Source organism: Microbacterium sp. ZXT2-5, from assembly GCF_055329545.1.
In genome coordinates this window covers 604,979-627,397 of record NZ_JBUZWD010000002.1, presented here as the reverse complement: position 1 = coordinate 627,397, position 22,419 = coordinate 604,979, and the positions used below count along the sequence as shown (strand labels likewise).

Sequence of the window (22,419 nt, the reverse complement as noted above, 5' to 3'; positions counted from 1 at the left end):
TCAGGGCAGCAGCGGGATGACCTCGGCGAGGTCCACCGGTCCGACGACGACATCGGCGCGGGCGCGCACCGCCGGCTTCGCGTTGAACGCGACGCCCAGGCCCGCGACCGCCATCATCTCGAGGTCGTTCGCGCCGTCGCCGATCGCGATGGTGCGTGCCAGCGGGACGGTGCGCTCGGCCGCCCACTCCCGCAGGGCGGCGGCCTTGCCCGGGGCATCCACGATCTCCCCGTCGACGACGCCGCTGAGAACCCCGTCGCGCGTGGCGAGACGATTCGCGCGCCACACGTCGACGCCGAGCTGCGGCGCCACGGTGTCGAGGATCTCGTGGAAGCCTCCCGACACCACCCCGACGGCCCCGCCCCGGTCGTGCACCGCCTCGATCAGCTCGACGACGCCCGGCGTCGGCTCGATGCGGGCCCGCACCCGGGCGAACGCCGCGAGCGGCACGCCCTCCAGCGCCCGCACGCGCGAGCGCAGGCTGGTCGCGAAGTCGACCTCGCCGCGCATCGCGGCCTCGGTCGCCGCGGCGACCTCCGGTCCGCGGCCCGCCTCGTCGGCGATCAGCTCGATGACCTCGTTGCGGATGAGCGTCGAGTCGGCGTCGAGGACGACCAGGAAGCGGGCGGGCACTGCGGGCATGACTCCACGCTAGCGGGACGCGGATGCCGCTCCCGACCGCCCGTCATCGTTCGACGCGCACGCCCTTGCCGACCACCGTGATGCCGCTGTCGGTCACCGTGAAGCCGCGGGCCAGGTCCTTCTCCCGGTCGACCCCGACGGTCGCGCCGTCCTCGAGCCAGACGTTCTTGTCGAGGATCGCGCGGTGCACGCGCGCCCCGGCGCCGACGTGCACGTAGTCGAACAGGACGGAGTCGGTGATCGTGGAACCGCCGCCGGCGAGCGTCCACGGCCCCACCACGCTGCGCTCGAGGTGCGTGCCCGACAGCACCGATCCGAGCGAGACGATCGAGTCGATCGCGTTGCCGATGCGGCCCACCGAGTCGCGCACGAACTTCGCCGGCGGGGAGTTGACCGCCTGCGAGTGGATCGGCCAGTCGGTGTTGTAGAGGTTGAAGATCGGCAGCGTCGAGATGAGGTCGCGGTGCGCGTCGAAGAACGAGTCGATCGTTCCCACGTCCCGCCAGTAGTACCGGTCGCGGTCGGTGGACCCCGGCACCTCGTTGCGGTTCATGTCGTAGACGCCCGCCTCGCCGCGCTGCACGAAGTAGGGGACGATGTCTCCGCCCATGTCGTGGTTGGAGGTCGCCAGCTCGCCGTCGTGCTCGACCGCCTCGATGAGCGCGTCGGTGTTGAAGATGTAGTTGCCCATCGACGCGAGCACCTCGTGAGGCGCGTCGGCCAGCCCCACGGGACTCTGCGGCTTCTCGAGGAAGTCGCGGATCCGGCCCGGGTCCTCCGGGTCGACGTCGATGACGCCGAACTGGTTCGCCAGTGCGATCGGCTGCCGGATGCCGGCGACCGTGGCGCGCGCGCCGGACTCGATGTGGGCCGCGAGCATCTGCCGGAAGTCCATGCGGTAGACGTGGTCGGCGCCGATCACGACGACGATGTCGGGCTGCTCGTCGTTGATCAGGTTGAGGCTCTGCAGGATCGCGTCGGCCGAGCCGGAGAACCAGCGCTTGCCGAGGCGCTGCTGGGCAGGCACCGACGCGACGTACGAGTCCAGGAGCGCCGACATCCGCCAGGTCTGGGAGATGTGGCGGTCGAGACTGTGGGACTTGTACTGGGTGAGCACCACGACCTGGCGCAGCCCCGAGTTGATCAGGTTCGAGATCGCGAAGTCGATGAGCCGGTACTGCCCACCGAACGGCACCGCCGGCTTGGCGCGATCCGCGGTCAACGGCATCAGCCGCTTCCCTTCGCCGCCGGCGAGGATGATTCCGAAGACCTTGGGCGCTGCTGGCATGGCACCACCCTAGGCCCGGCGGGTGATTCGGGGGTACCCGTTACACCCGGGCACGCCGGTGTAATAGGTTTCGTGCCATGCGCGTCGACATCGTGACCAAGGAGTACCCGCCGGAGATCTACGGGGGAGCCGGCGTCCACGCCACCGAGCTCGTCAAAGCGCTGCGCGACATGATCGACGTCCGGGTGCGCGCCTTCGGCGCCGACCGCGACGAGGAGGGGACGACGTCCTACGGGGTGCCGTCCGAGCTGGCGGCCGCCAACGCCGCCGTGCAGACGCTCGGCACCGACCTCGAGATCGTGTCGGACGTCGCCGGCGCCGACGTCGTCCACAGCCACACCTGGTACGCGAACTTCGCGGGGCACCTCGCCTCGCTGCTGCACGGCATCCCGCACATCGTCACCGCCCACAGCCTCGAGCCGCTGCGCCCCTGGAAGGCCGAGCAGCTGGGCGGCGGGTACGCGGTCTCCAGCTGGATCGAGAAGACGTCCTACGAGGGCGCGGCCGCGATCGTCGCCGTGAGCGGCGGCATGCGCGCCGACATCCTGCGCAGCTACCCGGCGCTGGACCCCGACCGCGTGCACGTCATCTACAACGGCATCGACGTCGAGGCGTGGCATCCGGTCGAGGACCCGGCTCTGCTGGAGGAGCTCGGGATCGATCCGGCGAGGCCGTCGGTGGTCTTCGTCGGGCGCATCACGCGCCAGAAGGGCCTGCCGTACTTCCTCCGTGCGGCCGAGCGCCTTCCCGCCGACGTGCAGGTGATCCTCGCGGCCGGCGCCCCCGACACCCCGCAGATCATGGCCGAGGTCGAGGGTCTCGTGCGCGGCCTGCAGCAGAGCCGCGACGGCGTCGTGTGGCTGGACCGCATGCTGTCACGCCACGAGCTGTGCACGATCCTGAGCGCCGCGACGACATTCGTCTGCCCGTCGGTGTACGAGCCGCTCGGCATCGTCAACCTCGAGGCGATGGCGTGCGGCGCCGCGGTGGTCGGCACGGCGACCGGCGGCATCCCGGAGGTCGTGGTCGACGGCGTGACGGGGCGCCTCGTGCCCATCGAGCAGGTGCAGGACGGCACCGGCACCCCCACCGATCCCGAGCGCTTCGTCGCGGATCTCGCTCGCGTGCTGACCGAGGTCGTCAGCGATCCCGAGCGTGCCCGCGAGTACGGCGCGGCAGGGCGCCGGAGGGCGACCGAGGAGTTCAGCTGGCGGCGCATCGCCGAGCAGACGGCGGCGCTGTACGCGGAGGTGGCCGCCGGCGGCCGATAGGCTGTCGGCATGCCTGAGGTGCTCGAGTTCTCCGACGTCGTCGTCCGCCGAAACGCTCGGAACATCGTCGATCACCTGAACTGGACGGTCTCCGACGACGAGCGCTGGGTGATCCTCGGGCCGAACGGCGCCGGCAAGACGACGCTGCTGCAGATGGCCGACACGCTGCTGCACCCGACGTCCGGCACCGTGACGATCCTGGGGGAGCGGCTCGGCCGCACCGACGTCTTCGACCTGCGCCCCCGCATCGGCTTCGCCTCTTCCGCGATGGCCCGTCGGGTGCCCCCGGAGGAGACGGTGCTGAACGTCGTGCTCACCGCGGCGTACTCGGTGCTCGGACGCTGGCGCGAGGACTACGAGGACATCGACGAGCGGCGCGCCCTGCGCGTGCTCGCCGAGTGGAAGCTCGACCATCTCGCCGATCGCACGTTCGGAACGCTCAGCGACGGCGAGCAGAAGCGCGTGCAGATCGCGCGGGCCGTCATGACCGACCCCGAGCTGCTGCTCCTCGACGAGCCCACGGCGAGCCTCGACCTCGGCGCCCGCGAGGAGCTGCTCATCCTGCTGGGCGGGTACGCGCAGGCGCCGACGACGCCGGCGATGATCATGGTCACGCACCACGTCGAGGAGATCCCGGTCGGGTTCACGCACGTCCTGCTGCTGCGCGACGGCCAGGCGGTGGCATCCGGCCCCGTCGGCGAGACCCTCACCGCGGACGCGCTCACCGAGACCTTCGGCGTGCCCATCCGGCTGAGCGAGGACGGCGGCCGCTACGCCGCCCGTGCCGCACACTGACCCGTCCGGCTCGCGCGCCGTGGAACGGCGGTTCGGCGAGCGGGCCCGGGGCTGGTAGACTCGCTCTTTGGTGCGCAAGCACCGCAGACTTTGACCGCCCTGGCAAAATCCAGGGCACCATCCTCAAAGGACCATCATGAAGACTGACATCCACCCGGACTACCAGGCCGTCGTGTTCCGTGACCTCGGCTCGGGCGAGACCTTCCTCACCCGCTCGACGGTGTCGAGCGACAAGACGATCGAGCTCGACGGCGTCGAGTACCCCGTCATCGACGTCGAGATCTCGTCGGCCTCGCACCCGTTCTACACGGGCAAGCAGCGCATCATGGACTCGGCCGGCCGCGTCGAGAAGTTCAACCAGCGCTTCAAGAACTTCGGCACCAAGTAAGCCGCCGCGCATCGGACCGTCGACGGTCCGCCGCCCCGGAAGACCCCGCCCCGCGCGGGGTCTTCTGCGTGTGCGGCGTCAGCGGATCGGCCAGCGGCCATCGAGCCGGTCGTCGGGGTCGATACGCCCGACGCGGATGAAGTACTCCGTCAGGCTCTCGGCCTGCGCGCGGGCCCACCCGATCTGCCGGGTGTGGAGCTCGTGCACGGTCGTGGGGAGCCAGGGCGCGAAGCGCTCGGCGAGGGCCTGCGCGACGCGGCCCGCCGCCACGGCGTCCGCCGAGGCCTCGTGGGCGGCGTCGAGGCGCACCGCGTAGTGGGCGGCGACGACCTCGAGCGTGCGCTTGCCCCGGCGCCAGCGGTCGTACGCCTTGTCGACGACGAGCGGGTCGATCACCGGCGACGGGCTCTCGATGGGCGGGACGCCGTGGCGCAGCGCCTCGTACTTCAGCATCGAGAAATCGAAGGGCGCGTTGTAGGCGACCACCGGGATGCCGGCGTCGAGCAGGGCGCGCAGCGCCGTGACGACCTCGTCGATGACCTCGCGCGCGCCGCGCCCGTGGCGGCGGGCGTGCGCCGTGGAGATGCCGTGGATGGCGCTGGCCCCGTCGGGGATCTCGACCCCCGGATCGGCGAGCCAGTCGCGGGCGCGGATCACCCCGCCCTCGGCGTCGAGGAGCCCGACGTGCGCGGTGACGATGCGGTCGGCCGTGACGTCGACCCCCGTGGTCTCGAGGTCGAAGACCCCGACCACCTGGAGCCACTCCGGGACATCCCACAACGCCAGCTGATCGGGATGCCGGTGGCTCATGCCGCTCACGGTATGCGCCGGCTCCGACATCCCGGGTCAGGCGCTCCGCGCGATGCGGGCACGCGGCGGGCTCGTAGACTCGACGGGTGACCTCCGTCAACCCGTACGCGCGTCTGCTCGATGAGATCCCCGTCGAGCGGCACGAGGCGAGCGTGCTGGGAGGGACCACCGCGTACTGGGTCTACGGGCCGGCCGACGCGCCGACCACGATCGTCGCGGTTCACGGGTTCCGCGGCGAGCACCACGGTCTCGAGCCGGTGGTGGCGCACCTTCCCGGTATCCGCGTCATCTCACCCGATCTGCCCGGGTTCGGCGAGACGCCGCCCGTCCCCGGCCGCACGCACGACCTCGCGCTGTATGCGCAGTGGCTGGAGGAGTTCGCGCGTGCCGTCGCCCCCGGCGCCGTGATCCTCGGTCACTCGTTCGGGTCGATCGTGGTGGCGGCCGCCGTGGCGGGCGGGCTGGACACCCCGCGGGTGATCCTCGTCAACCCCATCGGCGCCCCCGCGCTGGAGGGGCCGCGGGGCATCCTCACGCGGCTCGCGGTGTTCTACTACTGGGCAGGAGCGCGGCTTCCCCGGCGGCTGGGCGAGGCGCTGCTGCGCAACGGCCTGATCGTGCGCGTGATGAGCGAGTCGATGGCCAAGACCAGGGATCGCGGCATCCGTCGCTTCGTGCACGATCAGCACGACACCTACTTCTCGCGCTTCGCCGATCGCGACGTGCTGCGCGACGCGTTCGTCGCGTCCGTCTCGCACGACGTGCGCGCGTTCGCTCCGCGCATCGCGCAGCCGACGCTGCTGGTCGCGGCGCAGCGCGACGACATCACCCCCATCGAGGCGGAGCGGCGCCTGGCGACCATGTTCCCGGCGGCCGAGCTCGTCGAGATCGCCGACGTGGGGCACCTCATCCACTACGAGACGCCGGCGACCGCGGCCGGCGCCATCACGCGGTTTGTCGCGCCTTCCGACGCCGGTACGCGTTGACGTTCATCCGGTTGCCGCAGTTGCCGGTGTCGCAGTAGCGCTTCGAGCCGTTCTTCGAGTAGTCCACGTAGACGCCGTCGCAGTCGTCGGCCGCGCAGATCCGCACGCGGTCGTACTCGTCGGCACGGATGACGTCGACGAAGGCCATCGCCGCCTCGACGAGGACCCGCGTGGCCAGCGGTGCGTCGTCGCTCGTGGCGTGGACATGCCAGTCGAACCCGTCGTGGATGACGAGGCGGGGGAGGGCGTGCCCGTCGCGGAGCATCCCGTTCACGAGCGGCACCGCGCCGTCGCGGTCGACCTCCCAGAGCCGGCGCAGCCGCGGCCGGATGGCGCGCAGGGCCGACAGCTCGGTCTCGTCGCGCCGGATCGCTCCCGTGTAGGGGTTCACCCGCAGGTACTCCTCGAAGTCGTCGGCGGTGGTGAGGGTGTCGTCGCCGTCGCGTCCGGGCATCGTGTTGACCAGATACGCGGCGGCGCGCAGGCTCTGCTGCGTGTCATGGATGAAAACCATGTTGACTCCTGACGTCCGACGCGAGTACCGTCACCAGTGTAAGCACGTTTCACTCCTGACAGTCGGATGCCGCCCATGACCGCCTCGACCGCGCCCCTCCCCGTCATCGCCCCCGGCGCGGCCGTCGCCTCCGGCGCTCGGCTGCGCACGACCGGGCTGCTGCTCGGCATCGCGTCCGCACTCGCGTTCTCGTCGAGCGGTCCGTTCGTCAAACCCCTGCTCGAGGTGGGCTGGTCGCTCGGGGCGGCGCTGCTCGTGCGCATGGGGGTCGCAGGGCTCGTCCTGTCGCCGGCGCTGCTGCTCGCGATGAGGCGGCAGCCGGGATTCCTGCGGCGGCACTGGCGGCTCATCGTGGGATTCGGCCTGATGCCGGTGCTCGGCTGCCAGCTGTTCTTCTTCTCCGCCATGCAGCGGATGCCCGTGGCCGTCGCGCTGCTGATCCAGTACCTCGCGCCGGTCATGCTCGTCGCCGCCGTCTGGCTGCGCACCCGCCGGCGCCCGTCCGGCCTCGTGCTGTGGGGGTCCGTCGTCGCGATCGCCGGCCTGGTGCTCGTCGTCGACATCTCCGGGGCGTCGTTCGACCTGCTGGGCACGTTGTTCGCGCTCGCGGCGGCCGTGTGCGTGTGCGCATACTTCGTGATCTCGGAGCGGACCGGCGACGACCTTCCGCCCCTCGCGCTGGCGGCGAGCGGTCTGCTGACGGGCGCGCTGGTGATGGGCCTGCTGTGCCTCACCGGCCTCATGCCGTTCCGGGCGCCCGCCGTCGACGTCGTCCTCGCCGGCGTGGAAGTGCCGTGGTGGATGCCGATCCTCTGGGTCGCCGGCGTCGCCACGACGCTCGGCTACGCGTTCGGCGTCATGGCTGTCCCGCGCATCGGCTCGCGGGTGGCGTCCTTCGTCGGGCTGTCGGAGGTGCTGTTCGCGCTCGCGTTCGCCTGGATCTTCCTCGCGGAGGTGCCCGCGCCCATCCAGTTCGTGGGCGGTGCGCTTCTCCTCGCGGGCGTGGTGCTCGTGCGCGCCGATGCGTCCTCGAGCGGGAATCCGAGGGGCGAGGCCGCGGTCATCTCCTGACCGCGTATTCGCCGGCGATCACTCGCGTCGCGCGAGCTCCATCAGCGGCGTGACGCGGTGGGGGATGACCTCGCCCATGACGAGCGAGGTCTCGGTGCGCTCGACGCCCTCGATCGCGAGGATGCGGGCGTCGGTGTCGAAGAGGTGCTGCGTGTCGCGGCACGCGACCCGCACCAGCAGGTCGACCTGACCCGACAGGCCGTGCGCCTGGACGACCTCCGGCACGCGCGCGAGCTCCACCGCGATGCGGGGCAGATCCGCCTGGCGCACGATGACGCTGATGAACGCCTCGATGGGGAAGCCGAGCGAGGCGGAGGAGATGGCGCGCTCGTACGAGAGGAAGACGCCCGCGCGCTCGAGCCGGCCCATCCTCGCCTGCACGGTGTTGCGCGACAGTCCGAGCCGCTCCGCGAGGGCGACGACGGTCGCGCGGGGGTCCGCGGAGAGCGCGGCGAGAAGCTCCAGGTCGACGTGATCGAGGGCACCCATAGTGCGAAACGTTAGCACGCCTCCGGGGGGTGATAGTTGTCAACATGCTCAAGTCGAACGCAGATGCTTGAGCGAGGTGCCTGGCGGACGTAGCCTCGAATCAGTCGGCGACGAAGCCGGCGCACGCGAAGCGGCTCCTCACGAGGGGGCCCGCAACGAGGAGTGATGACGATGACGCACACCCTGACCCCGACAGCGGATCTCGCCACCGACATCGACGATGTCGCGCGGCTGCTCACCCCCGACGGCGAGCGCATCGCCGACCCCGAACTGGACCGCTGGGTGGCCGACGTCGACGCGGCCGCGCTGCGCGGCCTGTACCGGGACATGGTCCTGCTCCGGCGCATCGACACGGAGGGCGTGGCCCTGCAGCGCCAGGGCCAGCTGGCTCTCTGGCCGCCGTGCCAGGGCCAGGAGGCCACGCAGATCGGCACCGCCAGAGCGCTCCGCGCCGACGACTTCGCCTTCCCGAGCTACCGCGAGACGGGCGTGGTGTACGCGCGCGGCGGAAAGCCCTCCGACTTCGTCCTCGCCTGGCGCGGCGAGGAGCACTCCACCTACAACCCGTACGAGCTCAACACGGCGACCCAGCAGATCATCATCGGCGCGCAGGCGCTCCACGCCGTCGGGTACGCGATGGGCATCCAGCGCGACGGCACCGACCAGGTCTCCGTCGCGTACTTCGGCGACGGCGCGTCCAGCCAGGGCGACGTCAACGAGGCGATGGTCTTCGCGTCGTCCTTCGGCGCACCGGTCGTCTTCGTCTGCACCAACAACCAGTGGGCGATCTCCGAGCCCGTCACCGTGCAGGCGAAGTTCCCGATCGCCGGCCGCGCGCCGGGCTTCGGCATCCCGAGCATGCGCATCGACGGCAATGACGTCCTCGCGTGCCTCGCCGCCATGCGCTGGGCGATCGACAACGCGCGCCGCGGGAACGGACCGGCCTTCATCGAGGCCGTCACATATCGCATGGGACCGCACACCACGTCGGACGACCCCACGCGCTACCGCGACAAGGAGGAGGTCGAGAAGTGGCGCCGCCGCGACCCGATCTCCCGCGTCGAGGCGCTGCTTCGGACGCAGGGCGAGTTCGACGAGGCCTTCGTCGCGAGCGTCGAGGCCGACGCCGACGCCCTGGCCGCCTCGGTGCGCGAGGCCGCCATGACCGCCACGACGCGCGCGCCGATCACCGTCCTGGACGACGTCTACGCCGAGCCCCATTCGGGCATCGACGAGCAGCGCGAGTGGTTCGGCGCCTACCTCGACGGGTTCGCCCCGGCGGCAGAGGGGGCGTGACGATGGTGCAGCTGACGATGGCCAAGGCCATCAACGAAGGGCTCCGCCGTGCGATGGCCGACGACCCGAAGGTGCTCGTGATGGGCGAGGACATCGGGAAGCTCGGCGGCGTGTTCCGCATCACCGACGGTCTGCAGGCCGAGTTCGGCGCGCAGCGCGTGGTCGACACGCCGCTGGCCGAGGCGGGCATCATGGGCACCGCCGTCGGCCTCGCGTTCCGTGGCTACCGTCCGGTCGTCGAGATCCAGTTCGACGGGTTCGTGTATCCGGCGTTCGACCAGATCGTGTGCCAGGTGGCCAAGCTCCACTACCGCACCCGCGGCAACGTGACGATGCCGATCACGATCCGCATCCCCTGGGCGGGGGGCGTCGGCGCAGCCGAGCATCACTCCGAGTCCCCCGAGGCCTACTTCGTCCACACCTCCGGCCTCCGGGTGATCGCCGTGTCCAATCCGCAGGACGCGTACGTCATGCTGCGCCAGGCGATCGCCTCCGACGACCCCGTGGTCTACTTCGAGCCGAAGCGCCTGTACCACTCCAAGGGCGAGGTCGATCTGGACGTGCAGCTCGCCGATGCGCCGCCGATGGGCCTCGCGCGCGTCGCGCGGGAGGGGAGCGATGTGACGCTGCTGACGTACGGCTCGCAGGTCGGGACCGCCCTCGACGCCGCCACCGCGGCCGAGGACGACGGCGTCTCGATCGAGGTGATCGACCTGCGATCGATCTCGCCGGTGGACTACCGCACCGTGACGGCATCCGTCCGCAAGACCGGCCGGGTCGTCGTCACGCACGAGGCCGCGCGCGAGGCGGGCGTGGGCGCCGAGCTGATCGCGAGCGTGACCGAGCGCTGCTTCAACTACCTCGAGGCAGCGCCGCAGCGCGTCACCGGGCACGACATCCCCTACCCGCCCGCGAAGCTGGAGAAGCACCACCTTCCCGACCTCGACCGCATCCTCGACGCCGTCGATCGCGTGATGGACCGCCCGAACAGCCTCTCGGGGGTGCTGGACTCATGACCCAGGACTTCCGACTCCCCGATCTGGGCGAAGGCCTGCCCGAGGCCGAGCTGGTGCAGTGGATGGTCGCGGTGGGTGACACCGTGACGCTCAACCAGACGATCGCCGAGGTCGAGACCGCGAAGGCGGTCGTCGAGCTGCCGTCGCCGCACGCCGGCACCGTCACGGCGCTCCACGCCGAGCCCGGCGACGTCATCGCCGTCGGATCGGTGCTCATCTCCTTCGACACCGCGGCGACGGATGCCTCGCCCTCGGCGCCCGCCCAGGAGGCCGGCGTCGTGCACGCCGACACCTCGGCCCCCGCGGTCGAGGCGTCACGGCGGCCGGAGCCGGTTGAGGCGGCCGAGCAGGGCCAGCCGAACCTCGTCGGGTACGGCGCGGCCCCGCGAGGCTCCGCCCGCCCGCAGCGCCGTGCGCGCGTCGCCGCCTCGGCCGCCGCGGCGTCCGACACGGCGGTGCTCGAGGCGGCGCCGCACGACGCCATCCAGCTCGGCGACGTCGAGCGCCCGATCGAGCGGCCGCGCTCGACGCCGCCGGTGCGCAAGTACGCCAAGCAGCTGGGCATCGACCTGGCCCTCGTGGAGGCCACGGGGGCGTCGGGCGTGATCACGCGGGCCGACGTCGAGGCGTATGCGACGCGGGTCGGGGCGGTCGCCACGGAGCCGGCCGCCGCCGAGCCGGTCGAGGCGTTCGAGCCGCCGCGGCCCGTCGCCGCCGGCGAACGGACCACGCGCACCCCGATCCGCGGGGTGCGCCGGCTCACCGCCGACGCCATGGTGCGCAGCGCCTTCACCGCGCCGCACGTCACGACGTTCCTCACCGCCGACGTGACCGCGACGAGCGAGCTCATCGCCTCGCTGAAGGCGGACCGGGCACTGCAGGAGCACCGGATCGGCATCATGGCCGTCGCCGCCAAGGCCGTATGCCTGGCACTCGCGCGGCACCCGGGACTGAACTCCCGCTGGGACGAGCAGGCCGGCGAGATCGTCGAGCACCACTACGTCAACCTCGGCATCGCGGCCGCCACCGGCCGCGGCCTGGTGGTGCCGAACATCCGCGACGCGCAGCAGCTGAATCTGGCCGAGCTCGCCGACGCGATCCGGGCTCTCGCCGAGACCGCGCGCGCCGGCAAGACGGCACCCGCCGACATGATGGGCGGCACCTTCTCGATCACGAACGTCGGCGTGTTCGGGGTGGATGCGGGCACTCCGATCATCAACCCGGGCGAGGCCGGAATCCTCGCGCTGGGTGCGGTGAGGCGCCAGCCGTGGGAGCACCGCGGTGAGATCGCGCTGCGCGACGTGATGACGCTGGCGCTGTCGTTCGACCACCGTCTCGTCGACGGGGAGCAGGGATCCCGGTTCCTCGTGGAGGTCGCCGACATCCTCCGTGAGCCGGGGAGGGCGATGCTCCTGCAGTGAGCGGTCTGCCGCCGCCGGAGGCCTGCCGCGCAGCGGCGTCGCCGGTGGCGGCATCCGTTCACGACGTCTTGGGATAGAACAGCCCGAGGCCGTGCTTCTGCAGCACGTCGAACGCCTCCGCGTAGCTCTGCGGCTCCGGGGCGCCGGGCGGTCCGTACTTCGCGAGCAGCAGGCCGAGGAGGCCGCGGCCCGGCGGGCTGAGCGGCTTGTGCTTGTGGGGGCCGTCCTTCAGGTCGGATGCCTCGTCCTCGTGCGGGTTCGGCGGCACGTACATCGCGTGCACGACGGGCCAGGTCGCCGGGTCGCGCGGCGCGTCGAGGTTGACGATCGAGAAGAGGTCGTTCGCCTCGGCGTCGCGGCGCGTGAGCGGGCGGAGCCCGTGCAGGCGTGCGAGCGTCGCGATCACGGCGGCGTGGTGCATCTCGTCGTGGACGACGGTCCCCGCGCGCGTGTAGGCCGACACGGCGATCGCCGGGACGCGCACCCCGAGCCGGTCGAAGGCGAAGCCCATCTCGCCCGGAGCGTCGTCGGCGACCGGCGGCGTGGCGGGAGGAGGAGGGACGTGGTCGTACGTGCCGCCGTGCTCGTCGAAGGTGATGAGCAGGAGCGTGTTGATCGCGTTCGATCCGTCCGGCGCTGCGGACGTCTTCACGGCGTTGTAGACGTCGGCGACGAGCTTCTCGCCGTTGCGCACGTCGGACACGGCGGAGTCGATGACGTCCTCGCCCTCGACGTCGCTCTCGCGAAGCGTCCCGAACGGCGGGTGGAAGTCGTTGTGGTTGTAGACCAGCCGGGGCTCGATGAAGGAGTACGCCGGGAGGCGGCCGGCGGCGGCATCGTCGTAGAACTCCGACATGTGCCCGAACCGCCCGGTCCGCCAGTACTCCTCCAGCACCGGAGCGTGGAGGATGCCGGTGAGCGAGACGAGCTGCATCTCGTCGAAGTACACCTTCCAGGACACCCCGGCGTCCTCGAGCCGGTTGAAGATCGTCGGCGCCGCATCGGCGTCGAGCCACTTGTCGTAGCCGCCGCCGTGCTTGTTGGTGACGTACCCGTGCGAGGTGGAGGCGTGGAAGAACGACCGGTTGCAGTACGTCTGCGACGGCACGGCGGCGAACCACGCATCGAAGACGGCGAAGCCCCTGGCCAGCGTCGACAGCACCGGGAGCTGCTCGGGCGAGAAGCCGCCCATGATGTGCGACGCCTCGTCGAGGGTCGGCGCCTTGCCGTGCCGCAGCCGCATCAGGTTGTTCCAGTAGTCGCGGAGGAAGCCCTCCATGGTCGCGGCCGTGCCCGAGGACGGCGCGTTGAACGGCGCCACCATGTCGCCGACCTGGCTGGCGGCGTTGCCCGCGGGGTGCACCGTGCCGAACAGCTGCGTGTTGACGTGCGGGAACTCCTCGCCGGGGTCCGGGTCGGGGCGCGCCATGACGTCGTCGGTCGGGCCCGAGTACGCGTGCACGCTCACGCGCTCGCCGGAGGGTGCGATGTTGGCGTAGTCGCCGAACGCCAGCCCGTCGAACGTCTCTCCGTCCGGCAGCGTATCGGGCGTGTAGAGCCACCCGAGGAGATTGTCGAAAGACCGGTTCTCGCCCATCAGGACGACGATGTGGTCGAAGCCCGGCTCGGATCGCGGCGCGACGGCGGCGAGGTCGAGCGAGCCCTCGCGGTAGCCGACCGCGTGTCCGATCGCGGCGCCGGCGGCCGCTCCGACGCCGCCGCCGACGACGAGTCCCGCGGCGGCGATGCCGCCGAGCTTCAGGAAGTCGCGGCGGGAGCTCTGATCGAGCGCCTCGGGTGCAGGCCGAGTCACGGGCGTCTCGGTGGCCTCGACGCGGCCCGCCCCGCCGTCGTCGTCGTGCCCATGCCCCGCCATGGTGGGTCCAGACTAGGGCCTTCCGCGGCTCAGGCCGTGAGGGAGGCCTGCGCCATCGTGCGGAGGATGCCGCGCACGTCCCCGGCGCCGGGCCGTGAGCGGGTCGCGCGCACGGTGTGCGGCGTCGAGTTGATGAGGCCGAAGCAGGCGTGGGCGCGGACGCGGAGGTCGTCCTCGTCGCGATCGGGATGCACGGCGGCGAGGATGCCGATCCACACCTCGACGTACTCGCGCTGCAGTCGCCGCACGGTGTGGCGATCGGCGTCGCTGAGGCTCGCCAGATCGCGGTCCTGCACGCGGATGACGTCGGCGTCGCGGAGGGCGAACTCGACGTGGAAGTCGATGATCGCGTCGAGCTGGGCGACGGGGTCGTCGTGCGCGGCGAGGACCTCCCGCCCGCCGGCGAGCAGGCGCTCGCTCACCTCGACGAGGATGGCGCCCAGCAGCGCCTGCTTGTTGGCGAAGTGCCGGTACAGCGCGGGGCCGCTCACGCCGACGGCGCCGCCGATGTCCTCGAGGCTCACGCCGCTGAACCCGCGCTCGGCGAAGAGGGCGGCGGCCTCGTGGAGGATCGCCGCGTGCCGGTCTGCCTTCGCGCGTTCGCGGTCGGTGGCGCCGCTCGTCATCTCCGCACTCCGCTTGTCGTTCGAGTTAACAACCGCTAACCTAAAGCTCAGTTAGTGAACACTAACCAATCCGATCGCGTCCGGACAACCGGCGTGATCCGATCGTGACGTCGACGGGGATGACACGGAGGGCGAGATGAGCGTGCTGACCACCGCCGCGGTGCACGACGAGGGGTTCACGCGCACGCGAGACGCCCAGCGGGAGCTGGCGGAGCAGCTGCGCGAGCGGCTGGCGGCGGCGTCCCTCGGCGGACCTCCCGCCTCGCGGGAGCGGCACGTCGCCCGCGGCAAGCTGCTGCCGCGCGACCGGGTCGCGCGCCTGCTCGACGAGGGGAGTCCCTTCGTCGAGGTCGCGCCCCTCGCCGCCGAGGGCCTCTACGACGGCGACGCCCCCGCCGCCGGGGTGATCGCCGGCATCGGGCTGGTGCAGGGGCGCCACGTCATGGTGGTGTGCAACGACGCGACGGTGAAGGGCGGGACCTACTACCCGCTCACGGTCAAGAAGCACCTGCGCGCGCAGGAGATCGCGCTCGAGAACCGGCTCCCGTGCATCTACCTCGTCGACTCCGGCGGAGCGTATCTGCCGATGCAGGACGAGGTGTTCCCCGACCGCGATCACTTCGGGCGCATCTTCTTCAACCAGGCGCGGCTGTCGGCCGCCGGCATCCCGCAGATCGCCGCCGTGCTCGGCTCGTGCACGGCCGGGGGCGCCTACGTGCCCGCGATGAGCGACGAGACGGTGATCGTCCGGGATCAGGGCACGATCTTCCTCGGCGGACCGCCGCTGGTGAAGGCGGCCATCGGCGAGGTCGTCACGGCGGAGGAGCTCGGCGGGGGAGAGCTGCACGCCCGCCGCTCGGGCGTCGTGGACCACCTCGCCGAAGGCGACGAGCACGCGCTGGAGATCGTGCGCGACATCGTCGCCACGCTGCCCGGGCCCGCCGAGCCGGCGTGGGACGTCGCGCCGTCGCGGGAGCCGGCGGTGGCGGCATCCGATCTGTACGGCGTCGTCCCGGTCGACGTGAATCAGCCCTACGACGTGCGCGAGGTCATCGCGCGCCTCGTCGATGCCAGCGAGTTCCACGAGTTCAAGCGCGAGTACGGCGACACGCTGGTCACCGGGTTCGCCCGCGTCCACGGGCATCCCGTCGGCGTCGTCGCGAACAACGGCGTCCTGTTCAGCGAGTCGGCCCAGAAGGGCGCCCACTTCATCGAGCTGTGCGACCAGCGCGGGGTGCCGCTGCTGTTCCTGCAGAACATCTCGGGCTTCATGGTGGGCCGGGATGCCGAGGCCGGGGGCATCGCGAAGGACGGCGCGAAGATGGTCACCGCGGTGGCGACCACCCGCGTTCCCAAGCTCACCGTCGTCATCGGCGGGTCCTTCGGCGCGGGCAACTACTCGATGTGCGGTCGCGCGTACTCGCCGCGGTTCCTGTGGACCTGGCCGGCGAGCCGCATCTCGGTGATGGGCGGCAACCAGGCCGCGTCCGTGCTCTCGACCGTCAAGCGCGACCAGATCGAGGCGCGCGGCGAGGAGTGGCCGGTCGAGGACCAGGCCGCGTTCGAGGCTCCCATCCGCGCGCAGTACGAGCAGCAGGGCGATCCCTACTATGCGACGGCCCGCCTGTGGGACGACGGCGTCGTCGACCCGCTGGACACCCGCGACCTCCTCGGCCTCGCCCTGGACGTCGTGTCGCGCACGCCGCTTCCCGAACCGCGCTTCGGCGTCTTCCGGATGTGAGACCCATGTTCGAAACAGTCCTGGTCGCCAACCGCGGCGAGATCGCGCGCCGGGTGATCCGCACGCTCCACCGCCTCGGCATCCGCTCCGTGGCCGTCTTCAGTGACGCCGATGCCGGGGCGCCGCACGTGCGCGAGGCCGATGCCGCCGTGCGCATCGGGCCCGCGGCGGCGGCGCGCTCGTACCTCGACGTCGACGCCGTCGTGCAGGCGGCGATCGCCGCCGGCGCACAGGCCGTGCATCCGGGCTACGGGTTCCTGTCGGAGAACGTCGCGTTCGCACGGGCCTGCGCCGCGGCCGGCATCGTCTTCATCGGCCCGGGCGAGCGAGCCCTCGAGGTCATGGGCGACAAGATCCGCGCGAAGGAGCATGTCGCGGCCCACGGCGTGCCGACCGTGCCCGGGTTCAGCGCGGGGGAGATGACGGATGCCGGGATCGCCGTCGCCGCCGAACGGTCCGGCTACCCGCTGCTGGTCAAGCCGTCCGCGGGCGGCGGCGGCAAGGGCATGCAGGTCGTGCGCTCTCCCGGAGAGCTGCCCGACGCCCTCGCGACCGCGAGACGGGTGGCGCTCGCCGCATTCGGCGACGACACGCTGCTGCTCGAACGCCTGATCGAGCGGCCCCGGCACATCGAGGTGCAGGTGCTCGCCGATGGGCACGGCGGTGTGGTCCACCTCGGCGAGCGCGAATGCACGCTGCAGCGCCGACACCAGAAGGTGATCGAGGAAGCGCCGTCGCCCGCCGTCGACGCGGCGACGCGCGCACGCCTCGGCGCCGCGGCCTGCGCCGCCGCGGCATCCGTCGACTATGTCGGCGCCGGGACGGTGGAGTTCCTCGTCGCCGCCGACCGGCCGGACGAGTTCTTCTTCATCGAGATGAACACCCGGCTGCAGGTCGAGCACCCGGTGACCGAGCTCGTGACCGGCTTCGACCTCGTCGAGCAGCAGTTGCGGATCGCGGCGGGGGAGCCCCTGTCGTTCGCGCAGGACGACGTGCGCCTCGACGGCCACGCGATCGAAGCGCGGGTGTACGCCGAGTCGCCGGAGCGTGGCTTCCTGCCCGCGACCGGCGAGGTGCTCGCGTGGCGGCCCGCCGCCGGGGTGAGGACGGATGCCGCCGTCGAGACGGGCAGCGTCGTCACCGCCGACTACGACCCGATGATCGCGAAGGTCATCTCGCACGGCGAGGATCGTGCGACCGCCCTCGCGCGCCTGGACGCCGCGCTCGCCGACACCGTCGTGCTCGGGCTCGACACGAACGTCGCGTTCCTCCGCACGCTGCTCGCCGACGACGGGGTGCGCACCGGCGACATGGACACCGGGCTCATCGACCGCATGCCCGCCTTCGTCGCTCCGCAGCCTGGCCCGACCGCGCTCCGCGCCGCCGCGTCGTTCGTCCGGGCTCATGCCGAGATCGCACCATCTCGTCGAGACAGCACGTCCTCGGCGCCGAGGACGTGGTCGTTCGGCGAGAACGCGCGATCTCGACGCAGCGGGGCGGTGTGGCACGAGCTGTCGGGGTGGCGGATGGGCGCTCCGCCGGCGCCGGCGACGGCCGCGTTCGAGACCTCCGACGGTGGGGTCGTCGTCACCGAGGCCGACGCGCCCGGACCGGTCGTGGGCGCGGGAACGGACCCGCGCGGCGCCCTCCGCAACGGCCACGCGGCTGCGCCGGGTGTCGAGCTCGCGACAGCCGCCGACGGACTGCTGTGGGTCCACGTCGACGGGGTCACCACGGCGCTCCGCCCGCTCACCCGGCGCGCCGCGATGGAGCGCCGCCTGGCGGCCCGCCGACGCGAGGCCGCGGCATCCGATCCCGAACTGCGCGCACCGATGCCGGGCGCCGTCGTCGCGGTCCACGTCGCCGACGGCGCTCATGTCGCCACCGGGGACCGCATCGTCACCATCGAGGCCATGAAGATGGAGCACCCTGTCCTCGCGCCCCACGACGGCGTGGTGCGCGTCGACGTGGGCGTCGGCGACCAGGTGCGCCGCGACCAGGTGCTCGCGCACGTGACAGCCGCTGACGCGGCGGGCGCGGCATCCGACCATCCCGCACAGCCCGACGCGGACGCCCACGAGGCGCCTGCGACCGCGCCCTGACACCCCCGAGGAGCACCATGGACGGCTACGACACCTACGACATCTCCGACGACGAGCGCGAGCTCGCCGCGATGGCCCGGCAGTTCGCCGAGGAGGTGGTCGCGCCCCGCTCGTACGAGGCCGACCGCACGCACACGCTGCCGATGGACGTCGTCGCCCAGATGGGCGAGCTGGGGCTGTTCGGCCTGCCGTTCCCCGAGGAGTACGGCGGACAGGGCGGCGACTACTTCGCGCTGTGCCTCGCGATCGAGGCGCTGGGCAGGGTCGACCAGTCCCTCGCGATCACGCTCGAGGCCGGGGTGAGCCTCGGCGCGATGCCGGTGTTCCGGTTCGGCACCGAGGAGCAGAAGCAGCAGCTGCTTCCGGACCTCCTCGCCGGCCGTGCGCTGGCGGGCTTCGGCCTCACCGAGCCGGAGGCGGGATCGGACGCCGGCGCCACCCGCACGACCGCGCGGCTGGAGGGCGGCGAGTGGGTGATCAACGGGTCGAAGCAGTTCATCACGAACTCCGGCACCGACATCACCCGATTCGTCACCGTCACCGCGGTCACCGGCGAGACGGACGGGCGCAAGGAGATCTCGACCATCATCGTGCCGAACGGCACGCCGGGCTTCACGGTGGAGCCGGGCTACGACAAGGTGGGCTGGCGGGCCTCCGACACCCATCCGCTCACCTTCCAGGACGCGCGGGTGCCCGAGGGGAACCTCCTCGGCGAGCGCGGGCGCGGCTTCGCGAACTTCCTGCACATCCTCGACGAGGGCCGCATCGCGATCGCCGCGCTCTCCACGGGAGCGGCAGAGGGATGCCTCGAGGCCGCCGTCGACTACGCCCGCAAGCGCACGGTGTTCGGCGAGGCCCTCGCCACGCGGCAGGGCATCCAGTTCCTCCTCGCCCGGATGCAGCAGCGAGTGCACCTCGCCCGGCTCGCGTGGCACCACGCGGCGCGGCTGCGCGACGCCGGCAGGCCGTTCAAGACCCAGGCGGCGATCGCGAAGCTCACCGCGAGCGATGCGGCCATGGACAACGCGCGCGACGCCACCCAGGTCTTCGGAGGCAACGGGTTCATGAACGAGTACCCGGTGGCCCGGCACTACCGCGACTCGAAGATCCTCGAGATCGGCGAGGGCACCAACGAGGTGCAGCTCCTCGTGATCGCCCGGGCGCTCGGCATCGCGTGAGGGTAGCGTGGCACAGGTGACCCCCGACCCCCACGACGCCGGCGCCGCCCGGGCGATCGTGCAGCGCGGGCTGTACTACGACGAGCTCGAGGTCGGCGCGCGGTACCTGCATCGTCCCGGCCGCACCGCGACGGAGGCCGACAACGTGCTGTTCTCGTCGCTGACGATGAACACGCAGGCGCTGCACCTGGATGCCGCGTACGCGGACGCGCAGCCGTTCGGGCAGCGTCTCATGAACTCGATGTGGACGCTGGCGACGATGGTGGGCGCATCGGTGACCCAGATCACGCAGGGCACCCTGGTGGCGCAGCTCGGACTGACCGACATCCGCTTCCCGGCCCCGCTGTTCCACGGCGACACGCTGTACACCGAGTCGGAGGTCGTCGACAAGCGGCTCTCGGCCTCGCGGCCCGGGCAGGGCATCGTGACGCTCCGCCACACCGGCCGCAACCAGCGCGGCGAGATCGTGGCGGAGGCGACCCGGACCGCGCTGATGTGGTGCGCTCCGCCATCCGCAGCCGAGCCGCCCGGCGCCGTGCCGGCGGAGGGGGAGACGTCATGACCTTCGAGCTGGGCCCCGCGCTGCTGTTCTGTCCCGCCGACCGGCCCGAGCGGTACGCCAAGGCGATGCAGCGCGCGGACGGGGTCATCCTCGACCTCGAGGACGCGGTCGCGCCGGCCGACAAGACCGCTGCGCGCGGACACCTCATCGAGTCGGAGCTGGACCCGGCGCGCGTCATCGTGCGGGTGAACCCGCCCGAGACGGGCGACTTCGCCGCCGATCTCGCGACGCTGTCGCAGACGGACTACCGGCGGATCATGGTCGCCAAGGCCGAGTCCCCCAAGCGGATCGCCAAGATCGACGCCCGGTTCGAGGTCGTCGCGCTGTGCGAGACGGCCAAGGGGGTCGCGCAGGCCGATCGCATCGCGGCGCTCGGCAACGTCGCCGCGCTCATGTGGGGGGCGGAAGACCTCGTCGCGAGCATCGGCGGCACGTCCAGCCGCAAGCCGAACGGTCGCTACCGCGACATCGCGCGCCACGCGCGGGCCCAGGTGCTGCTCGCGGCGGGCGCGCGCGGCAAGGCGGCGATCGACGCCGTGCACCTCGACATCGCCGACGTGAAGCGCCTGGCGATCGAGGCGGCGGATGCCGCGGCATCCGGCTTCCGCGCCACGGCCTGCATCCACCCGAGCCAGGTGGCGATCATCCGCGATGCGTACCGCCCCGACGACAAGACCGTGGCGTGGGCGCGCGGCGTGCTGGAGGCGGCGCGCGGCGAGCGTGGGGTGTTCTCGTACGAGGGCCGCATGGTGGACGAGCCGGTCCTGCGGCACGCGCGCGGGATCCTGGTGCGCGCAGACGGCTGAGCGGTGGATCGAGGCTAGGCCACGAGGCCTGCGTATGCGATGAGCCGCAGGTGGTCGCGCTCGTAGACGAAGTCGTGCGCCGAACCGTTGAGCAGGCGCTCGCCTTCCGGAGGCAGCTCGCCCGCCGTCGCGTGGCGGATGATCTCGCGGATGAGCGCGCCGTGGCTCACGACGATGAGGGATGCCGCGACGGGGGCCGTCGCGCGGCGATGGTCGCGCACCGCACGGCCGAGGGCGGCGATGCCCCGCTCGCGCAGGTCCGGCCACGGTTCGGCGCCGGGCACCTCGGCGGTGTACCAGTCGCCCCACCGGGCACGGAACTCGTCGACGCCGAGGCCCTCCGCCTCCCCGTACGCGCGCTCGCGAAGACCGCGGTAGGTCCGCGGCGCGGCGAGACCCAGCTCGCCGGCGATGATCTCGGCCGTCTCGCGGGCGCGGGCGAGGTCGCTCGACACGATCGTCGGCTGGTCGGCTCCGGACAGGCGCTCGCGGAGGAGGGCGGCGGTCGCGCGCGCCTGCGCACGTCCGTTGTCGTTGAGGGGGATGTCCGTCGACCCCTGGATGCGCCGGTCGCGGTTCCAATCGGTCTCGCCGTGGCGGATGAGGATCAGCGCGGTCACGCTTCGAGCCTACCCGCGCGGCATCAGGCGAGCGCCGGCAGCCCGTCCGCGAGGAGACGCAGCACCTCGCTGGTGCCGGCGTCGATCTTCACCGTGGCGCGGCTGTCGGCCCTGGTCTGCCCCCGGTTCACGATCACCACGGGCAGGCGGCGCCGCCGCGCGCGCTCGAGGAGCCGGATGCCGGAGTTCACGACGAGCGAGGAGCCGGCGATGACGAGCGCCTCACTGGCGTGCACGAGCTGCTCGGCCTCGCGGAACTTCCCGGCCGGTATGAACTCGCCGAAGAACACCACGTCGGGCTTGAGCATGCCGCCGCACACGCTGCAATCGGGCACGCGGAAGCCGTCCGTGCTCTCGGGGAGCACGTCTCCGTCCGGCCCGAGCGGGACGTTCTCGGGCACGCGGATCCACGGGTTGTCGTCCTCGACGCGAGCCGCGAGGTCCCGCCGGTCGAAGACCTGGCCGCAGTGGGTGCAGAAGACCCGCCGCATCGTGCCGTGAAGCTCGACGACCCGCCGGCTGCCCGCCCGCACGTGCAGGCCGTCGACGTTCTGCGTGACGACGCCGGTGGCGAGCCCCCGCGCTTCGAGGTCGGCGATCGCGCGGTGGCCCGGGTTGGGCTCGGCCGCCGCGAACGCCTTCCATCCGAGGTGGCTGCCCACCCAGTAGCGGCGGCGGGACGCGTCGCTGGCGAGGAACTGGTCCGCGGTCATGGGCGTGCGCACGGGCGCGCCCGCACCGCGATAGTCCGGGATGCCGGAGTCTGTCGACACGCCCGCACCGGTGAGCACCGCGATGCGGCGCCCGGCGAGCGTCGCGATCGCCTGCGCCACGGCATCCGTCGCGCGGGCGTCCAGTCCGGTCGCCATCGAGGTCACGGTGCACCCCCTTCGCGGTCGAGTGTACGGTCCGGGCTTTACC

The 22,419-nt window shown here is 72.0% G+C and carries 22 protein-coding genes; 13 read left to right on the top strand and 9 right to left on the bottom strand.

Features of this window, described 5'->3' with window-relative positions; all coding sequences use genetic code 11:
- Both serB and ACZBH1_RS16475 read right to left on the bottom strand, forming a co-directional pair.
- The gene (gene serB, locus ACZBH1_RS16480; protein ID WP_463646953.1) at positions 1-642 is read right to left on the bottom strand and encodes a phosphoserine phosphatase SerB; all 642 of its coding nucleotides are present in this window, start codon (positions 640-642) and stop codon (positions 1-3) included.
- Positions 643-685: 43 nt separating this feature from the next.
- A complete protein-coding gene (locus tag ACZBH1_RS16475; protein ID WP_336397886.1) occupies positions 686-1,930 on the bottom strand; it encodes a glucose-1-phosphate adenylyltransferase in 1,245 nt (414 codons plus the stop codon).
- Positions 1,931-2,007: 77 nt separating this feature from the next.
- Between ACZBH1_RS16475 and glgA the strand changes: the two genes are divergently transcribed.
- From glgA to ACZBH1_RS16460, 3 genes are all read left to right on the top strand, one after another.
- Positions 2,008-3,201, top strand: a complete 1,194-nt coding sequence (gene glgA / locus ACZBH1_RS16470; RefSeq protein ID WP_336397887.1) for a glycogen synthase — start codon at positions 2,008-2,010, stop codon at positions 3,199-3,201.
- Positions 3,202-3,210: 9 nt separating this feature from the next.
- Positions 3,211-3,996, top strand: a complete 786-nt coding sequence (locus tag ACZBH1_RS16465; RefSeq protein WP_336397888.1) for an ABC transporter ATP-binding protein — start codon at positions 3,211-3,213, stop codon at positions 3,994-3,996.
- A gap of 136 nt (positions 3,997-4,132) precedes the next feature.
- Positions 4,133-4,384 carry a type B 50S ribosomal protein L31 gene (locus tag ACZBH1_RS16460; protein WP_336397889.1) on the top strand — a complete coding sequence of 84 codons (252 nt, stop codon included), beginning with the start codon at positions 4,133-4,135 and terminating at the stop codon, positions 4,382-4,384.
- A gap of 78 nt (positions 4,385-4,462) precedes the next feature.
- Here ACZBH1_RS16460 and ACZBH1_RS16455 read toward each other — a convergent pair whose 3' ends face one another.
- Positions 4,463-5,194 carry a 3'-5' exonuclease gene (locus tag ACZBH1_RS16455; protein ID WP_463646952.1) on the bottom strand — a complete coding sequence of 244 codons (732 nt, stop codon included), beginning with the start codon at positions 5,192-5,194 and terminating at the stop codon, positions 4,463-4,465.
- Positions 5,195-5,280: 86 nt separating this feature from the next.
- On the opposite strand from ACZBH1_RS16455, the gene ACZBH1_RS16450 reads away from it, so the two are divergent.
- Positions 5,281-6,180 (top strand): alpha/beta fold hydrolase, encoded by a 900-nt coding sequence (locus ACZBH1_RS16450; RefSeq protein ID WP_463646951.1) that lies wholly within the window; start codon positions 5,281-5,283, stop codon positions 6,178-6,180.
- On the opposite strand, the gene ACZBH1_RS16445 is transcribed toward ACZBH1_RS16450, so the two are convergent.
- Complete coding sequence (locus tag ACZBH1_RS16445; protein ID WP_463646950.1) at positions 6,140-6,694, bottom strand: CGNR zinc finger domain-containing protein; 555 nt, start codon at positions 6,692-6,694, stop codon at positions 6,140-6,142. The two genes, ACZBH1_RS16450 and ACZBH1_RS16445, sit on opposite strands and share 41 nt — an antisense overlap.
- 75 nt (positions 6,695-6,769) lie before the next feature.
- Here ACZBH1_RS16445 and ACZBH1_RS16440 point away from each other — a divergent pair, with 75 nt between their 5' ends.
- Positions 6,770-7,765 carry an EamA family transporter gene (locus ACZBH1_RS16440; RefSeq protein WP_463646949.1) on the top strand — a complete coding sequence of 332 codons (996 nt, stop codon included), beginning with the start codon at positions 6,770-6,772 and terminating at the stop codon, positions 7,763-7,765.
- A gap of 18 nt (positions 7,766-7,783) precedes the next feature.
- Here ACZBH1_RS16440 and ACZBH1_RS16435 read toward each other — a convergent pair whose 3' ends face one another.
- Positions 7,784-8,254, bottom strand: coding sequence for an Lrp/AsnC family transcriptional regulator (locus ACZBH1_RS16435; protein WP_463646948.1), 471 nt, complete (start codon positions 8,252-8,254; stop codon positions 7,784-7,786).
- Positions 8,255-8,419: 165 nt separating this feature from the next.
- Here ACZBH1_RS16435 and pdhA point away from each other — a divergent pair, with 165 nt between their 5' ends.
- The 3 genes from pdhA to ACZBH1_RS16420 are packed head-to-tail and all read left to right on the top strand — an operon-like array spanning position 8,420 to position 11,987.
- Positions 8,420-9,550 carry a pyruvate dehydrogenase (acetyl-transferring) E1 component subunit alpha gene (gene pdhA / locus ACZBH1_RS16430; protein ID WP_378880661.1) on the top strand — a complete coding sequence of 377 codons (1,131 nt, stop codon included), beginning with the start codon at positions 8,420-8,422 and terminating at the stop codon, positions 9,548-9,550.
- 2 nt (positions 9,551-9,552) lie between these two features.
- The gene (locus ACZBH1_RS16425) at positions 9,553-10,566 is read left to right on the top strand and encodes an alpha-ketoacid dehydrogenase subunit beta (protein WP_336397896.1); all 1,014 of its coding nucleotides are present in this window, start codon (positions 9,553-9,555) and stop codon (positions 10,564-10,566) included.
- Positions 10,563-11,987, top strand: coding sequence for a dihydrolipoamide acetyltransferase family protein (locus ACZBH1_RS16420; RefSeq protein WP_463646947.1), 1,425 nt, complete (start codon positions 10,563-10,565; stop codon positions 11,985-11,987). The genes ACZBH1_RS16425 and ACZBH1_RS16420 overlap by 4 nt, the downstream gene beginning before the upstream one ends.
- Before the next feature lie 58 nt (positions 11,988-12,045).
- Here the strand turns inward: ACZBH1_RS16420 and ACZBH1_RS16415 are convergent, their stop codons facing one another.
- Both ACZBH1_RS16415 and ACZBH1_RS16410 read right to left on the bottom strand, forming a co-directional pair.
- Entirely contained in the window at positions 12,046-13,863 is a 1,818-nt protein-coding gene (locus ACZBH1_RS16415) for an alkaline phosphatase family protein (RefSeq protein ID WP_463646946.1), read from the bottom strand.
- Between the two features lie 29 nt (positions 13,864-13,892).
- A complete protein-coding gene (locus ACZBH1_RS16410; RefSeq protein ID WP_452324328.1) occupies positions 13,893-14,489 on the bottom strand; it encodes an SACE_7040 family transcriptional regulator in 597 nt (198 codons plus the stop codon).
- 136 nt (positions 14,490-14,625) lie between these two features.
- Here ACZBH1_RS16410 and ACZBH1_RS16405 point away from each other — a divergent pair, with 136 nt between their 5' ends.
- Genes ACZBH1_RS16405 through ACZBH1_RS16385 form a run of 5 tightly spaced genes read left to right on the top strand, consistent with a single transcriptional unit; the run spans position 14,626 to position 20,878 of the window.
- On the top strand, positions 14,626-16,230 hold the full coding sequence (locus tag ACZBH1_RS16405; RefSeq protein WP_463646945.1) for a carboxyl transferase domain-containing protein: 1,605 nt from the start codon (positions 14,626-14,628) through the stop codon (positions 16,228-16,230).
- 5 nt (positions 16,231-16,235) lie between these two features.
- On the top strand, positions 16,236-18,332 hold the full coding sequence (locus ACZBH1_RS16400; RefSeq protein WP_463646944.1) for an acetyl/propionyl/methylcrotonyl-CoA carboxylase subunit alpha: 2,097 nt from the start codon (positions 16,236-16,238) through the stop codon (positions 18,330-18,332).
- 17 nt (positions 18,333-18,349) lie between these two features.
- Complete coding sequence (locus tag ACZBH1_RS16395) at positions 18,350-19,510, top strand: acyl-CoA dehydrogenase family protein (RefSeq protein ID WP_463646943.1); 1,161 nt, start codon at positions 18,350-18,352, stop codon at positions 19,508-19,510.
- A 16-nt stretch (positions 19,511-19,526) separates the two neighbouring features.
- Positions 19,527-20,072: a MaoC family dehydratase gene (locus ACZBH1_RS16390; protein WP_336397903.1), complete on the top strand. Its 546-nt coding sequence runs from the start codon at positions 19,527-19,529 to the stop codon at positions 20,070-20,072.
- Positions 20,069-20,878: an HpcH/HpaI aldolase/citrate lyase family protein gene (locus tag ACZBH1_RS16385; RefSeq protein WP_378880681.1), complete on the top strand. Its 810-nt coding sequence runs from the start codon at positions 20,069-20,071 to the stop codon at positions 20,876-20,878. The genes ACZBH1_RS16390 and ACZBH1_RS16385 overlap by 4 nt, the downstream gene beginning before the upstream one ends.
- Before the next feature lie 14 nt (positions 20,879-20,892).
- On the opposite strand, the gene ACZBH1_RS16380 is transcribed toward ACZBH1_RS16385, so the two are convergent.
- Together ACZBH1_RS16380 and ACZBH1_RS16375 are read right to left on the bottom strand one after the other, a co-directional pair.
- The gene (locus ACZBH1_RS16380; RefSeq protein WP_378880683.1) at positions 20,893-21,498 is read right to left on the bottom strand and encodes a histidine phosphatase family protein; all 606 of its coding nucleotides are present in this window, start codon (positions 21,496-21,498) and stop codon (positions 20,893-20,895) included.
- 23 nt (positions 21,499-21,521) lie between these two features.
- Complete coding sequence (locus tag ACZBH1_RS16375) at positions 21,522-22,367, bottom strand: Sir2 family NAD-dependent protein deacetylase (RefSeq protein ID WP_378881292.1); 846 nt, start codon at positions 22,365-22,367, stop codon at positions 21,522-21,524.
- Between the last annotated feature and the right edge of the window lie 52 nt (positions 22,368-22,419).